The 16,462-nt window shown below is 36.5% G+C and carries 12 protein-coding genes; 3 read left to right on the forward strand and 9 right to left on the reverse strand.

The features are described from left to right. Positions 1-3: 3 nt before the first annotated feature. The 3 genes from NYE73_RS18465 to pepV all read right to left on the reverse strand — a co-directional run bounded on the left by NYE73_RS18465 (position 4) and on the right by pepV (position 3,520). Entirely contained in the window at positions 4-1,008 is a 1,005-nt protein-coding gene (locus NYE73_RS18465) for a nuclease-related domain-containing protein (RefSeq protein WP_054549930.1), read from the reverse strand. A 223-nt stretch (positions 1,009-1,231) separates the two neighbouring features. Then, positions 1,232-2,086: a D-amino-acid transaminase gene (gene dat / locus NYE73_RS18470; RefSeq protein ID WP_048393484.1), complete on the reverse strand. Its 855-nt coding sequence runs from the start codon at positions 2,084-2,086 to the stop codon at positions 1,232-1,234. Between the two features lie 27 nt (positions 2,087-2,113). Next, the gene (gene pepV, locus NYE73_RS18475; protein ID WP_259948517.1) at positions 2,114-3,520 is read right to left on the reverse strand and encodes a dipeptidase PepV; all 1,407 of its coding nucleotides are present in this window, start codon (positions 3,518-3,520) and stop codon (positions 2,114-2,116) included. 357 nt (positions 3,521-3,877) lie between these two features. Between pepV and NYE73_RS18480 the strand changes: the two genes are divergently transcribed. Further along, on the forward strand, positions 3,878-4,099 hold the full coding sequence (locus NYE73_RS18480) for a DeoR family transcriptional regulator (RefSeq protein WP_004226074.1): 222 nt from the start codon (positions 3,878-3,880) through the stop codon (positions 4,097-4,099). A gap of 394 nt (positions 4,100-4,493) precedes the next feature. After that, a complete protein-coding gene (locus tag NYE73_RS18485) occupies positions 4,494-5,663 on the forward strand; it encodes an MDR family MFS transporter (RefSeq protein WP_004226066.1) in 1,170 nt (389 codons plus the stop codon). A gap of 58 nt (positions 5,664-5,721) precedes the next feature. On the opposite strand, the gene NYE73_RS18490 is transcribed toward NYE73_RS18485, so the two are convergent. The 4 genes from NYE73_RS18490 to asnB all read right to left on the reverse strand — a co-directional run bounded on the left by NYE73_RS18490 (position 5,722) and on the right by asnB (position 11,858). Then, positions 5,722-7,239 carry a diguanylate cyclase gene (locus NYE73_RS18490; RefSeq protein WP_259948519.1) on the reverse strand — a complete coding sequence of 506 codons (1,518 nt, stop codon included), beginning with the start codon at positions 7,237-7,239 and terminating at the stop codon, positions 5,722-5,724. A gap of 168 nt (positions 7,240-7,407) precedes the next feature. Beyond that, positions 7,408-8,121, reverse strand: a complete 714-nt coding sequence (locus NYE73_RS18495; RefSeq protein ID WP_259948520.1) for a pseudouridine synthase — start codon at positions 8,119-8,121, stop codon at positions 7,408-7,410. A gap of 10 nt (positions 8,122-8,131) precedes the next feature. After that, positions 8,132-9,745 carry a putative polysaccharide biosynthesis protein gene (locus NYE73_RS18500; protein ID WP_081011001.1) on the reverse strand — a complete coding sequence of 538 codons (1,614 nt, stop codon included), beginning with the start codon at positions 9,743-9,745 and terminating at the stop codon, positions 8,132-8,134. A gap of 262 nt (positions 9,746-10,007) precedes the next feature. Continuing rightward, positions 10,008-11,858, reverse strand: a complete 1,851-nt coding sequence (asnB, locus tag NYE73_RS18505; RefSeq protein WP_048393475.1) for an asparagine synthase (glutamine-hydrolyzing) — start codon at positions 11,856-11,858, stop codon at positions 10,008-10,010. 287 nt (positions 11,859-12,145) lie between these two features. Between asnB and NYE73_RS18510 the strand changes: the two genes are divergently transcribed. Further along, a complete protein-coding gene (locus NYE73_RS18510; protein ID WP_048393473.1) occupies positions 12,146-13,396 on the forward strand; it encodes a BaiN/RdsA family NAD(P)/FAD-dependent oxidoreductase in 1,251 nt (416 codons plus the stop codon). A 41-nt stretch (positions 13,397-13,437) separates the two neighbouring features. Here NYE73_RS18510 and NYE73_RS18515 read toward each other — a convergent pair whose 3' ends face one another. Both NYE73_RS18515 and NYE73_RS18520 read right to left on the reverse strand, forming a co-directional pair. Next, the gene (locus NYE73_RS18515; protein WP_036118779.1) at positions 13,438-14,130 is read right to left on the reverse strand and encodes an AIM24 family protein; all 693 of its coding nucleotides are present in this window, start codon (positions 14,128-14,130) and stop codon (positions 13,438-13,440) included. Between the two features lie 268 nt (positions 14,131-14,398). Next, positions 14,399-15,667 (reverse strand): L-lactate MFS transporter, encoded by a 1,269-nt coding sequence (locus tag NYE73_RS18520; protein ID WP_004226054.1) that lies wholly within the window; start codon positions 15,665-15,667, stop codon positions 14,399-14,401. Positions 15,668-16,462: the final 795 nt, after the last annotated feature.

The following is a 16,462-nucleotide window of genomic DNA, read 5'->3' on the forward strand; positions in this document are numbered from 1 at the left end:
ACATCATTCCTCTGTTGGCTGAGATGCTTGCTGCCATATATCTCGGTTAAAGGAGGTGGTTTGGACCGTATTTAAAATTGTCTGTGCAGCTCGGATTTGCATATGCTTCATAGGAGAGGAAACTTTTCTTAAATGCTCTATCCATTCATGGTAATTTCGACGATCAACAAAGCGTACCCCAAATGGTGAACCAGGATAATCAAAATACCCATTACGAGATAGCACAACCTTACGGATGGGCATATCAATATCCTCTTGTTTAAATAATTGCGACAGTACCGATTCCATCCGCCCTAAGTTAATCGTTGGATTCAAAACTTTAGAATCCTTCGTCCCTACTTTTTTAATCCAGAAGCGATCGCTGCCACCTACATATACAGCTTGATTTTCAGCCTCTAAGACCGTAATACAAATACACTCTGTCGGCGACATTAACACTACATCTAGCTCTATAGGTGCTTTTCTAATTTGTAGTATTGGATAATAAAACAATAGATAATTATCTGGCAATGTTTGCAATAGCATACGGAGCAATGAGTCACGCATGAAGCGAGGATCTACATATGATTTTTCCCGTAATGTTGAACTGGCCCATTTCATTTGAAAATGAAAGAACTGATCAATAAACATTCGTTTCAACTCATGGATGGATTGTGGTGCATACACAATTTTAGGTTCAAATGTGAGCGTCGTTTCTTCTTCAGGAATTATATCCTCATCGCTGACAAGCTCATTTGATATTTCTACTTCTTCAACATCCTCTGTTGTTTCCTTTTGCCGTCCAGCAAACCATTTTTTTATGAAGGTAAAACGTTCTTTTTCCTCGTAAGCCTCCGCTTCCACCTCATTGTCGACATGTTGCCACTCGCTAATATCTTCTCCCAATTCCCACTGTCGCTTAATGCGCTCCCATTGGTTTTTCTTCAAGCGCACAAATTGTGTTGGGTATCTCGCTAAATCAATTTGATAGCGTGAAATGTAATCTTGTAATTTCACCAATTGTGCCATGTAAAGGTCACTCCATTCTTACTCACCATATCTATAGTTCTCTTTTTATCTAGATTGCTTTGGTAGAAAAGAGGCATTGTATTCAATACATCGACAATTATTCTACAAATTTCAATCTGTAAAATTATTCATTACTATCCTTTTTATTTTACATGACGATACCAAACATTACATCCATAAAAAAGAGAACTACCCTTATCGATAGTTCTCTTAAACGGTTCTTTTATTTTGTATTCAAAGAAAGTGGTAATTTCGCCTCAAAAGCTTGTTGCAATTTACGCGTCCATTCACCTGGCACACCAGTACCGATTTGGTTTCCATCCACATCAATAACAGGAGTAACTTCTGAAGATACAGAGGATACAATAATTTCATCCATTGTTAATAAATCAGCTTTTGTCATTGGTTCTTCAACTACAGGTAAACTAATCTCTTCTGCACATTTTAAAATGACTTGACGAGTAATACCGTTTAAAATGAAGTTATTTGCTGGGTGTGTATAAAGCTTACCGTCTTTAATCCCATAAACATTTGCTGATGAACATTCTGTTACGATATCCCCGCGATGTAAAATTGCTTCGTAGCAGCCCTTTTCAGCTGCCTCTTGTTTTGCTAATACTGCACCAAGTAAGTTTAAAGATTTGATATCACAGCGCAACCAACGAATATCCTCTACAAACGTAGCCTTAACCCCTTTTTCAAAGTTTTCATATGCACGTTCACCAGCTTTCACATTACCCGTTAATACAGCTGGAACACTTGCATCTGGGAAAACGTGATTACGTGAATTGGCACCACGTGTAATTTGGAAATAAACATGCCCTGTATCAAGATTATTTTTTTCAATCAGCTCATGTAATAATTTGTGTAAAACGTCTTTTGTATAAGGAATAACAAGACGAATTTTTTCGGCGCTTGCATAGAAACGATCAATATGCTCTTGTGCTGTAAACATATTTCCGTTATAAACTTTGATTACTTCATAAATACCGTCACCAAATTGATAGCCTCTATCTTCTGGTGATACTGCAATGGATCCTTCTTCAACAATTTGATCATTCCATAATGAATATGCCATGTTTTGTTCATCCTTTTCGTCTTTGAGTTATTTTTTTCCTGCAAGTTCAACAATTGCTTCAGCATAAATTGCCGCTGCTTTTACAAGGTTTTCAACGACAACAAACTCATCCGCTCGATGCGCTACATCTGGCTCCCCTGGGAATAGCATGCCAAATGCCACGCCTTTTTTCATCACACGTGCATACGTCCCACCACCAGTTGATAATAAAGGTGTTTCTGTATCTCCCGTTTGACGTCTATAGATAGCTGCTAATGTCTGGATGAATGGATCATCTTCGCTGACATAATGTGGCTTGGAGTCGTCTTGTATGTCTAGAGAAAACCCTTTTTCTACCGTTAAGCATTGTGCTGCTGTTATTTTTTCATCGAATGGATAGGAAACTGAATAGCGCATACTAATTACTAAACTGCCGCCTTTATGGACATCATAGCTTACGATCCCTGGATTTAATGTTGTTTGTCCTGACATTGTATCCTCAAACTGCAGATCGAGCTGACTACCATAATGATCCTGATAAAAAACATCTGCAATAAAGTCGACAAATTGTTTACTTGCTTCTGTCGTCAACTCTTGTTGTAAAAATGCTGCAAGATAAACAGCTGCATTGATACCTTTATCTGGTTCCATTGCATGGGCTGCTTTACCTTTGATAGTTATTATATAGCGAGACTCCTCCATTAATAAAGAGCCTTCTAGCTGATTTTTACTTAAAAATGTTTGAAAATTCTGTTCGAATGATGCTGTTACGTGCTGAATTATTGCTTTTGCAAAATCAGGTACCATATTTGGGCGCTTTCCTGCATTAAATAGTAGTAGTTGTTCTTTCGTTGCATCACCCACTTTATTTTGAGAGAACACAAGCTCTGCAATGCCTTTTTCTGCATTGATGAGCGGGAAATCCGCATCTGGTGCAAAACCAATTGTCGGCATTTCCTCCTGTTTAAAATAGTGGTCGACACAGCGGAATCCTGTTTCTTCGTCTGTACCAATAATCATTCGTACTCTTTTTTCTAACGGAATACCTGCATCTTTCACAAGTTTCATGGCCATCCATGCCGCAATCGTAGGCCCTTTATCGTCAATCGCACCACGTGCAAATAATTTACCATCAGCTACTGTGCCGCTGAAAGGAGGGTAAGTCCAATCTGCTTCTTCTCCAATTGGGACAACATCAACATGACATAAAATACCAAGTAAATCTTCACCAGTTCCCATTTCAATATGTCCAGCATAATTATTAACATTTTTCGTGAGCAGGCCTTCACTTTGACCTTTTGCTAGTAACCATTCAAGCGCTTGAAGTGGACCATCTCCAAAAGGTACTTCAGTAGTTATTGTATCCTCATCGAGCACACTATTTATTTGCACAAGCTCCTGTAACTCTTGTATTAATTCGTCTTGCCTTTCTTTTGCAGCTTGTAACCAATCCATACCATGTACCTCCTTCAAAGTATTAACATTATTCTACACCTTACAACATATATGACAATCAGCTTTCTGACAACTATTTTCAGTAACTTCTACTGTCACTACCATATATAGCACGTTTTTCACGTATTCCCACAAAATACAGTATAAATTTTATATATTAATTGTAAATTTCTCTTGCATTCACTAGAAAATTAAGTAGTTTTTCTATATAATAAAGTTATCAGAATAATTGTTCTGACTATAAAATTAGAAAAGGGGATGTCTAAGGCAGCTACTTATTAGCCTAAGTGCACTCCGCACATATTGTCGTCCGCTAGTCTTTGCCAAGAGAATTAAGATGAAGGAGTGGTTCATTTAATGAAACCAACTACTGATCGAATGCTTAATCGTATTAAAGACGTGTACATGTTTATTTTAGACAAAGGAACCGTGTCTACACAGGATTTAGTCGAAGAGTTTAGTATCACTCCTCGCACCGTTCAAAGAGATTTGAACGTGTTAGCCTTTAACGATTTGGTGACGAGTCCAAGTCGAGGCAGATGGACAACGACGAAGAAAAAAGTAAAATTAACGTCTTAGTTTTACGTTTTGTACGTAAAGCATTGTGTATGGAAAAAGAATGACCTTTCGTCGGGGTCATTCTTTTTTGTCGTTAGAAGATTTTTAGATTTTTTCCCACTTTGCTTACTGACTTCTCCAGCTTGCTTTCTGTGTAAAGTAATTATTTTCATCACTTTTTCAGTCATCTATCTATGCAAAGCAATGATTTTTATCTTACTTCCATTCATCTATATAAAACGATTATTTACATTGCTCCTTTACCCTTCAATCTGAGCCTCACATCTTAGCATAGCAACATAAATTTGCGCGCCATTATCTGCTCTGTGCTCTTTCAAGATTATTTTAACTATTTACAGTTGCTTAACAATCCGTTAAACTCGAAACATTCTAAATGTTGAGAGGAGGATTTTATATGACTTTGTCAAAGTTGTTTCATCCATTAGTTTGGATTATTTTAGGTGGAACAATTTTTACACGTATTGCAAGCTTTATGGCAATGCCTTTTTTAGCAATTTATTTACATAATGAAATTCAAGCCTCTCCCTTACAAATTGGATTGACAATTGGCATCGCGCCGCTCATTTCCACAGTAGGTGGATTTTTCGGGGGTTATTTAACAGATCGCTTTGGTAGAAAAAGCGTTATTCTATTAACAATTATCGTTTGGAGTCTTGTGTTCTTTGGCTTTGCAACGGTTCATGCTGTTTGGCTTTTTATCCTATTCAATGCTTTGAATGGACTTTGTCGATCATTTTTTGAACCTTCCACACAGGCATTGATGATTGATTTTACACCTGCCGATAAACGAAAAAGACTATTTTCCTTACGTTATACAGCCATTAATATTGCAGCGGTTATTGGTCCAATTATTGGCGTGTATATCTCACAGCTCTCCAGTCCAAGTATCCCTTTTATGCTGACAGGGATGATGTATATTATTTACGCAGTCTTTTTATTTTTTGTGTTAAATCGCTATCAAATGCAGCAACCCAAAGCGGTTACACAAACAAAAATACTCAGTACATTCACAATTCTTTTGACAAATCGTGTGCTGCTTAGCTTTATATTGGGTGCCATTTTAATCAATATTGGTTACTCGCAATTTGACTCAACGCTACCACAAATTATCGAATTAAAAATTGATGAAGGTGCGAAACTTTATTCGTTATTAATCTCTCTCAATGCAGCAGTTGTGTTATTACTACAATTACCTATTAGTATAGTATCAGAGCGCTTTTCATCTACAGCAACATTATTAGTAGGTGTACTGTTCTTTGCTATTGGATTATGTATGTTTGGATTCTCCAATAATTATACGCTCTATATCATTGCCATGATTATTTTTACCATAGGTGAAATCTTTGCCTTCCCTACAATGAATGTTATGATTGATGAAATTGCGCCAGATACTCAAAAGGCAACCTATTTAGGTGCTGCACAATTTAAAAATTTAGGTGGCTTTATTGGCCCAATAATAGGCGGTTGGCTCTTGACTCATTATATGAACGCTATGTTTCCAGTCATCGCTGTTCTTGTATTATGTAGTTGTATCTTTTATAGAACAAAAATAGCTGCTCATTAATAAACGCCCCATTGCTATCAAAATAGCTAATTATGCTATCGATAGAATGGGGCGTTTTTTAACTATTATAATCCTCGTCAGCAGCGACCTCTGAATAACTAGAATATTGATCCTTACCAGCATTTTTTGATTGATAAAGCGCTTTATCGGCCCGTTCAAATAAGCTCATTTCTGTATCCTCAGCATGGTTATAAATGGCTCCGCCCATGCTCACAGACAACACAGACCATTTCTCGCTAGCTTGGCCATCATATCTAACTGACCTTATTTGAGTCAAAATGTCCTCTGCCATGTGCTGCATCTTTTCCTCTGTTGTATCGTATAAAACAATGGCAAATTCATCCCCACCGAAGCGTACGACAAAGCCACTTTGTTTCACAACATGCTTTAAAATTTTCGCTGTTTCAATGAGGATATGATCTCCTTCTACATGACCAAATTGATCGTTTACTTGTTTAAAGTTATCTAAATCAATTAACAATAAACCTGGCACATTCATTTTTCTTTTTCTTAATAAATTATCAATTTTCCTAATATATGTAGCACGGTTGTAGACACCAGTTAGCGGATCGAAGGTAGCTAGGTGTATTGTTTTAGATAAAATTTTATTAATAACTAACAGCATAATAAAGGATGTTAGTAGGGCAATAGACAGTAGAATCCAAAATTGCTTTGTATTTTTTTGGAGAGCTTCCATTTTAGTGAAATTGATAAATTTCACATAGACAATTCTTTTGGATGACTCCCCTCTCACTGTCTCTGCTTCATAGGGCAGAAAACGATGTGTTTCTATATAACCATTGTCTAATGCCTTTTCATACTCAACTGGCTCCATTGTTTTCTTAGCTAGCTCGAAGTATTTTTGAAATTTCTTAGATTGCTCCTTTACAGTGATTCTCTTCGATCTCGAATCATTAAAGAAAACGCCACCTGCATTAATAGCTTGCACATCCACTAAATCAATATACTTACCTATTAAGTACTGTGCAGTTTTCTCAAAATTAAAGGTTTGGAAGACAGGATCATTTAGTAGGTCTATACCTAACTCGAGCAAATATTTCTTATCATGTGTTGCCAGATAGCCAAATTTTCGATATTCACCTGTTGATGTTGAAATATCGAGTCCATCTGTAAAAAATTCGCCACTAGCGCGCCGTTCATCTAATAAAGCAGAAAAACGTTGACAGCAAAACGAGAAATCCAAGCCAATATCTTTGGCAAAAGTTGTGTAAACTACTGTATTTGATTGATCCACTATGTAAATATCCATACCATGTTTCTTTTTCATTTGCTGCAAATCCCAAGTAGCTACATTAGGGTTTTCATGGTAATAGTTTTTTAGCTGTCTAAGCTCCTGTTCCATTTTGTCTGAAATATTATTATCAAAATAAAAATGGGCATCATCGACAGTTTGCATATCTGTCAAAATATGATTTTCAATTAATATTTTATTCATGCTCACTTGCTTTTCTATCTCTGTTACCAGTATTTGTCGGTTCACATATGAAATAACAGCAACAAGTATGACTGCAAATGCTATTAGAGATAGTAATAATTTAATACGCAGGTTCTTCATTTAATTGTCCTCTACTTATTTTATACCATCGTCTTTTGGGGAATATTTCAAAATATGATACATTCTATGACTATATCACAATAACTCATTTCATATTATACAGTTACAGTCATATTACTGTATATAAAAATCCCCGATGCTATGTGATGCATCGAGGAATAATATGTTTTAATGATTGTTTTGTAGACCGTTTAGCTCTTCAGCAGTGAGCTCACGATATTCACCTAACGCTAGATTTTCATCTAATTTCAGGCTTCCCATGGAAATACGCTTTAAATATGTTACACGTTTTCCTACAGCCTCAAACATTCGCTTTACCTGATGAAACTTGCCTTCTTGAATCGTTAGCTCTATTTCAGATTGCTGTGCAGACTTTAAGATCACAAGCTTTCCAGGTTTTGTAACATAGCCATCATCTAGCTCAACACCATTTGCAAATTTCTCGGCATCTTCTTCTGTCACAACGCCTTCAATCTGTGCGTAATAAACTTTTGGCACATGCTTTTTGGGAGACAATAAATTATGAGCTAATTGACCATCGTTTGTTAATAAGAGCAACCCTTCTGTGTCTTTATCTAATCGACCAACAGGAAACGGTTGAAAATGCTGGTGTAATGGCTCTAATAAATCAATGACTGTTTCATCTCTTAAATCTTCAGTGGCAGAAATAACACCAGGCGGTTTATTCATTATAAAATAAACAAATTCTGTATAAACAACGCGCTCTCCAAACACTGATACAATTTGCTTTTCTGGGTCTACGTGTAAAGCTGCATCCTTGACATAATCACCGTCTACTGAGACAGCTTTTTGCTTTAATAGCTGCTTCACTTCCTTACGAGAGCCGTACCCCATATTTGCTAGTAATTTATCTAAACGCATCGTTCCACTCCTATTTCAATCCCAGTTTACTCATAATACGGGTTAATCGTTCACCTAATAGCTTTTGGGCTAAACCTAGGCGTAATGATAAAAAGCCATAAACAGCAGCACCAACACCCGCACAAATAATTGAGAATAGTAATGCTGAGAATTTACTATCAACTGGTCCCATTAGTAATTCCAATAATTTATGCACAATCAGCACGCTAATGGCCATCGCCATTGTCAATAAAGCAATTAGCATGACACGACGCACAACCATTTCTGATCGATAATTCAACGTTTTTCGTAAAACAAGCATATTAATGATAATCGAAACACTGTAGCCAATAGCTGTAGCTACTATAGCACCATCAGCCTCTAACCAGCGAATTAAAGGAATATTTAATGCTAGCTTTACGAAAATTCCAGATAATAAGCTGAAAACAATCCACTTTTGAAAATCAATTCCTTGAAGTAAGGCTGCTGTGACTTGAAATAACGCGAATAAAATCGCGACAGGTGCATAATGCGCTAAAATGGTTGCCCCCATTTCGCTTTCTGAATAAAGCATAAAATAAATTTCATTGGCTAATAAAGAAATACCAACCACAGCTGGCAATGTAATAAAGATTAAAATTTGATAGGTCTTATCCATTGCATGGCGGAGCGCTAAATACTCCCCCTGTGTAAAATACTTTGTAATTGTTGGTACAAGCGCCATCGAAAATCCAGTCGCTAGCATAACAGGGATGATAACAACTTTATGTGTCATAAAGTTAATCATTGATAAATAAGTATCTGTTACTTCTGCTAAACCAATGGACGTCATTGCTCCATTAAACGTAAGCATGTCGACTAATTGGAACAACGGATTCGCCACCCCTACAAACACCATTGGGATGGAATAGGTAATCACTTCTTTATAAATATTGGACATTGGTAGCTGTGTGGAAGTCACACTTTGGCTACGTAGTAGATTAAATTCAGGCTGATATTTTTTCCAGTAGTAATAAAGAACACCTAATCCACCGATTGCTCCGATAAATGCAGCAAACACAGCAAAGGAGATGGCTGTCTCTGGTTTTCCTTTAAACACAATCACCACTAGGAAAGATCCACCAAGTAACACAACAATTCGCACAATTTGTTCCACCAATTGTGAAACGGCAGTAGGCTCCATTTTGTCGTAGCCTTGGAAGAAGCCCCGCCATAGACTCATAAATGGCACTACGATTAAGGCAAAACTAACCCATCGTATTACTGAAGCAATTTGTTCAACTGTAAAGACCTGTTCCTCACTCTTAATAACTAGCCCTGCAATTGGCGTAGCAAGTAGAAAGAGGGCAATAAATGCTGCAAAGCCAGTCATCATCATAATAAGAATGCCAGATTTCATCAGCTTGCGACCCGATTGATAATCTCCCATTGCGTTATATTTGGATACAAATTTAGAGACGGCTATTGGCGCACCTGAAATGGCGATTGCCAGCATAATTGAATAGGGAATATATGCATATTGGTAAAGCGCAATGTTCTTCTCGCCAACAATTGCATAAAACGGAAAAATATAAATTAATCCGAGTACCTTCGATAAAAACATCCCCATTGTTAATATCGCAGTACCTTTCATTAAATTGGACATCATACCCATCCATTCATTGTAAAATCAATATTATTATCGTAACACTTCAAAGCATACTTATAAAACTTTTTCGTATTAAAACAAACGATATGCAAGCGCTGTCACTCTAAAAGCAATAAAGTAAACCAACTGTAATCTTAACATATTTATAGGAAATGAGACGCATAAAAACACCAAAAAGTTCATTCATAAAGAAACTTGATGAAAAAAGGCCTTAAAATAATCGGTGAGGAATTGAACATCCCCACCGATTAGGTATTTCTTATACCATGTCCACAAAGAACTTTTTATACCATACTAGGAATACATAAACTGTCCAAATATAACGACCGCGATTTGCTTTCCCTTCGTAGTGCTCATCTAGATAGCCAACTAATTGTTTTGTATCAAAAAATTCATTTGCAAAGTCAGTTGTAAACATTTCTTTTACCATACTGTAATACTTTTCTTCACGTAACCAGTGGCGAATTGGCACTGGGAATCCGAGTTTCGGACGCTTTGCCCATTCTTCTGGCAATTCCTGATGCGCAGCTTGACGTAGAACATATTTTGTATCGATATCATTCACACGGTATCTTGAAGGAATATTTTTCGCTAACTCCATTACTTCTTTATCTAAAAATGGTACACGTAATTCAATTGAGTGTGCCATACTCATTTTATCTGCCTTTAATAAAATATCACCAGGCATCCAAAGATTTAGATCTAGATACTGCATTTTTGTCACATCATCATCGCCAGGTACTTCATCATAAATACGTTTTGTAATCGATTTTACAGATGGCGCATTTTTATAAGCTGGCTTTAAAACATTAATAGCATCCACTTCATCCCAAACTACCGCTTCCCCAATAAAACGCTCTTCTACTGTTTGAGCACCTTTAATAAGGAAATTCGTGTATTGATTTTTCGGTAGGGCTTCTGCCATTCCACGTAATGTTTTACGAAGACCTAATGGTAATTTTTCGTATTTTTGCATTCTTCCTGAGTTTTGATACCAAGCATACCCACCAAAAATTTCATCAGCACCTTCACCTGATAAGACAACCGTTACATCTTTTGAAGCAAGCTCCGAAAGGAAGTAAAGTGGCACTGAAGATGGATTGGATTGTGGTTCATCCATATGCCATTGAATTTTAGGTAGCGCTTCAAAGCACTCATCTGCGGTAATGTATCTACGTTCATTTTGAATATTCAAAGTATCTGATAAATCTTTTGCAAGATTTGTCTCATTGAACATATCTTCATAGTCCGCAAAACCGACTGAGAAGGATTTATCTGGGCGTAATAAAGACGTAATATAACTAGAGTCAATACCACCCGATAAGAATGAACCAACTTTTACATCACTGATTTGATGAGCCTCTACAGATTCTTTAACAGTTGAACGAATTTCTTCAATATATTTTTCGATTGGTGCTTCTTTTGCATGGAATTTTTTATCCCAATATTGCACGATTTGCTTTTGTCCATTTTGAATCAGCATATAGTGAGCTGGTGGTAATTTAAAGACACCTTTAAAGAATGTTTCATCCATAGATGAATACTGGAATGTTAAATAGGGGCGAAGTGCCTGTTTATTTAACTCTTTAATAAATGATGGGTGTGGTAAAAATGATTTAATCTCAGAGCCAAAAATAAACGTACCGTCTGTTGTATGCTCAGAGTAATACAATGGTTTGATTCCAAAGCCATCGCGCGCAATGAACTGTAAATCATTCTTTTTATCCCAAATACAGAAGGCAAACATCCCACGCAGTTTCTTCACAAAATCTACGCCATATTCTACATAGCCATAAATAATAACTTCACTATCTGATTGTGTTTTAAACGTATGACCTTTTTCAATTAAATCTGCACGCAGCTCTTGGAAGTTAAAAATCTCTCCATTAAATACAAGCACGATATTGCCGTCTTCACTATATAATGGTTGATTCGCTACGTCTGATAAGTCAATAATACTTAATCGACGGAAACCTAACGTTACTTTATCGTCACTATGAATACCGCCGCTATCCGGTCCGCGGTGAATAATTGTATTCATCATATTTTCTATCGTCTGATGATGATCAATCACATTTGTTCCATTAATATAACCTATAAATCCGCACATTCTATTTTTCACCTCATAATTTAGTGCATAACCTTTACCATAATAGCACGAAAAGACATTCATTTCATGCTGACAATGCTAATAAAGGAAAACTTTCATTCATCCAATTGTATAACAAAGAATATTGTGTTTCATTCTACTGTATAAGCTCTTCATCCCAAAAGAAGAGATAAAGAATTATAAAACACTTTTCTATTATTTTCAATGTCAAAGAAAGTCCCTCTCTATATAGACTTCATGTATAATAGGAAAGATTCCTAATTTGAACAGAAAGTGAGTTTCTAACTATGTATGATGTAATCGTGATTGGTGGTGGCCCATCTGGTTTAATGGCGGCGATTGCTGCTGGAGAGCGCAAAAAGAAGGTGTTATTGTTAGAAAAAGGCACAAAACTAGGCAAGAAATTGGCCATTTCTGGCGGAGGACGCTGTAATGTTACAAATCGTTTGCCTGTTGAAGAAATTGTGAAACATATACCCGGTAATGGCCGTTTTCTCTATAGTCCATTTACCGTTTATAATAATGAAGATATAATTGCATTTTTTGAAGGGCTTGGTGTCGCCCTAAAGGAAGAGGACCACGGTAGAATGTTCCCTGTATCCAATCGCGCACAAGATGTCGTTGATGCGCTGATTAGACAGCTACAGCGTCTTCATATTGAAGTTCGTTTACACACAGCTGTCAGTAAGCTTCTAATGGATGAAGATAAAATTTTGGGTGTACGTCTTGCTGATGGCACCGAAGTCCGTAGTCAAGCAGTCGTAGTAGCTGTTGGGGGCAAGGCGGTTCCACAAACAGGCTCAACAGGTGATGGCTATCCTTGGGCTGAACGTGCGGGTCATACAATCACTACCTTATTCCCAACAGAAGTCCCTGTTATTTCAAAAGAAGATTTTATTCAAGCACGTGAACTACAAGGACTAGCATTGCGTGATGTTGCTGTCTCCGTGCTAAATAAAAAAGGCAAGACACTCGTCACCCATCAAATGGATATGCTCTTTACCCATTTTGGTTTAAGTGGTCCTGCTATTTTGCGTTGTAGTCAATTCGTTGTGAAAGAATTAATGAAAACAGGCTATGAGCCCGTGACAATGCGTATTCAAACACTGGTACATTATAATGAAGAAACATGTCTACAATATTTAAATAAATTAATAAAAGAAGATCCGAAAAAGGCTGTGAAAAATGTTTGGAAAGGCATAGCACCTGAACGATGGCTCTTGTTCTTATGTGAGCGAGCACATATTGATGTTCAATTGACGGGCGCTGAATTATCCCAAGAGAAAATTCGTCAGCTAGCACGTTTACTAGTAAACTTCACGTTAACAGTGAGTGGCACACAGTCACTTGATAAGGCGTTTGTAACAGGTGGCGGTGTCTCTGTAAAAGAAATCGAGCCAAAAACAATGGCCTCAAAGAAAAAAGAAGGACTGTTCTTTTGTGGAGAAATTCTTGATATTCATGGCTATACAGGCGGCTATAACATCACTTCAGCCCTCGTAACGGGACGTATTGCAGGAATGCATGCGGCATTATAATAGGAGAAAAAGCGTGTCCGTGGAACAACGGACACGCTTTTTTAGCTTTCACTAGACATATAAACTTCTTCAAATGGTTGGATAATGACAAAGCCCTCACCAGAAAACGCCATCTGGATGGATTCTCCACTGCCTCGGCCGATAAATGTACGGAAGCTAATATCTGTTTTAAATTCAGGTGTTAAGTTGCCTGACCATGCAACAGTAGCATGCGGATCAGTATATACTGTTTCACCTGGTTTCACTAATAATGTCAGTGGTTCAAAATGAGTTGTAATCGCAACCTTCCCTGTTCCTTGAAGGGTTACATTAAATAAACCACCTGACATGATGCCAGCCATTTTACGCATCAAACGTATATCCCATTCGATGCTAGGCTCAAAGGCAAGTAAATCATTGCCGTTGACACAAATACTGTCGTTTTTCAAATCAAAAACTGTTACTTTCTTTCCTTGGTCCGCTAAGTAGAGTCTGCCCTTTCCGCTAGCTTTCATCAATTGCGTACCTTCACCCGTTAAAGCCTTTTTAAACATTTTGCCAAGACCATGCTCCAAGACGCGCTCACGTTCAAATTTAATATCACCTGTATAGGAAATCATAGCGCCCATTTTTGACCACACTTCACCGTTTAGATTAACCTCTAATACACGTTCAGTTTCCAATTCAAAATAATCATTCTCATTATCGTCCTGCTGTGTTTTATGAACAAATTCATCTAAAGAAAATTTCCCCATGATTGATCCCTCCCTAATTACTTTATATACGTTGTTCTTTGAGAAAAGATTCAATTTTTAATAGTTTGTTCCTCATCATGAATTTCGTTACAAAATTTCTCTTTTAATTACGAAATCACTTTATTTCCAGTAATGTTATTGACACCAGACATGTGCTGTTATACATTAAACAAAGAAATTACAATTGTTATATAACAAACACTTCAAAAAATAACTATATAAGTGCCATCCACGAAATGACACCTATATAGTAAATTGAAAGTTCATATTATTGTGTAGCAGATACATCTCCAACATTTTGCGCTGCTTTTAAAGCTGTTTGCTTACGTACATCTGCACGTAACGTTAAGGAAATAATCAACGAAGCTGCGATTAAACCTGCGAATACATAGAATACAGGAATATAGCTTCCATACGCATTTTTGATTGCACTTACTAACAATGGTCCAAAAACTCCACCCAATGACCACGTTGTTAATAAATAACCATGAATCACACCAAGTTGCTTTGTGCCAAATAAATCACTTGCAAATGCAGGTAGATTTGAGAACCCACCACCATAGCAACTAACAACTAAGAAGATAAGTGCTTGGAAAATAATTACGTTAGTTGTATGTGGTAAAACGATAAATGTGATTAGCTGTGCAGTAAAGAAAATAACGAAAACGTTAGAACGACCGATATAATCAGACACAGCGGCCCAGATTAAACGACCACCACCATTAAATAACCCCATAATTCCTACCATTGCGGCAGCACCTGCTACTGATAGACCGACAATTTCCTGTGCCATTGGTGAAGCAACAGAAATCATCATAATCCCTGCTGTTACATTAACTAAATGCATGGACCAAAGCATCCAGAAGTGCTTTGTTTTAACAGCTTCTCGTGCTGACATAACAGCTAAATCTTTCTTAACTACGTCCTTACCATTATTGGCAGCTGCTTTCATATTAGCAGGCATATAACCTGGCTTAGGTGGTGCTATATATGAAGCCCCTAAAATCATTAACGTGAAGTAACTTGCCCCTAGAATAAAGTATGTTGTAGAAATGCCAACTGCCTCCATTAAGTTGGCTGCGACTGGTGCTGTAATAAGTGCACCCGATCCAAAACCAAGTACGGCCATACCTGTTGCTAGACCACGACGGTCTGGGAACCATTTTACAAGTGTTGATACAGGTGCAATATAGCCAATCCCCATTCCTAATCCACTAAGAACACCATATGTTAACCAATACATAACAACAGAATCCATTGAAATGGCTACACCAGCACCAGCTTGTCCTGCTCCAAATAAGACAGCTGCTACCATCGCCGATTTACGTGGTCCCATTTTTTCTACTAAACTACCAAATAATGCAGCTGAGAAACCAGCTAATCCCATCATAATGGTAAAGGCAATCGTTACCTTTGTTTCACTCCATCCCATTTCTGTGACAATCGGTAGCTTGTATACACTGTATGCATAGGCTCCACCGATTGAAAGGTGAATAGCGATTGCAGATAATGCAATTAACCATCTATTTTTATTCATAAATTCTCATTTCTCCCCTCTTTTGCTACCTGTGAAAATTCTATGAACGTCCATGTAAAACAATTTACCACTTAGAATTATTCAAATGCAAGATGTTTTTCTAAAAAATATTATTTCTCCAAAAAGTTTTTCATTCTTTTCTTAAAAATTAAAATCAAACAAATCTTACAGCCTCTAAGAAAAATGAAGTTTTACAAACTAAAAAATCCGCATATACTAGATTTTATTATTTTTCTACTCTACTTTATCGTTATATATTAATTATTCTTAAATAATTATTTTTGTGTATATATTCACATACTGTTTATGAATAAAATCTTAATTAGAATATTAATTCTATTATTTATCTACAGAAAGAACGTTTTCTTTAGTTTATTTACGCTAGAATTTTTAAGAACAGAAGAGAAATTCGAAACTATTTTCTACAAGATTTTCACTTTTATATGTATGAATAAAAAGCTGATTCCCGTCTTTTATTTCCATATTTTTTATTTTATTTAAAAAATCAACAATACAATCAATGTATATTTCAAATTATTTATTGAAAGTGAAATATTTTTTATTATTCAAATATATATATTAGAGTGCAATTTTCTGGCATATGTACGCCACTACAACAATATAAATCATATTTATCATTTGTTTTGTTATACTACACAATAAAAAAAATACTCTTCAACAAATCTTGTATTACAACAGCTTTGTTATTTATGGTAATTTAGTATAAACTAAGAATTTTTAGCAGGTTTTAAGGTAAACATGCTTATTTTGTAGAATTGGGGTGATGAATGTATA

This window comes from Lysinibacillus sp. FSL K6-0102, from assembly GCF_038003545.1.
Taxonomy (GTDB): domain Bacteria; phylum Bacillota; class Bacilli; order Bacillales_A; family Planococcaceae; genus Lysinibacillus; species Lysinibacillus capsici.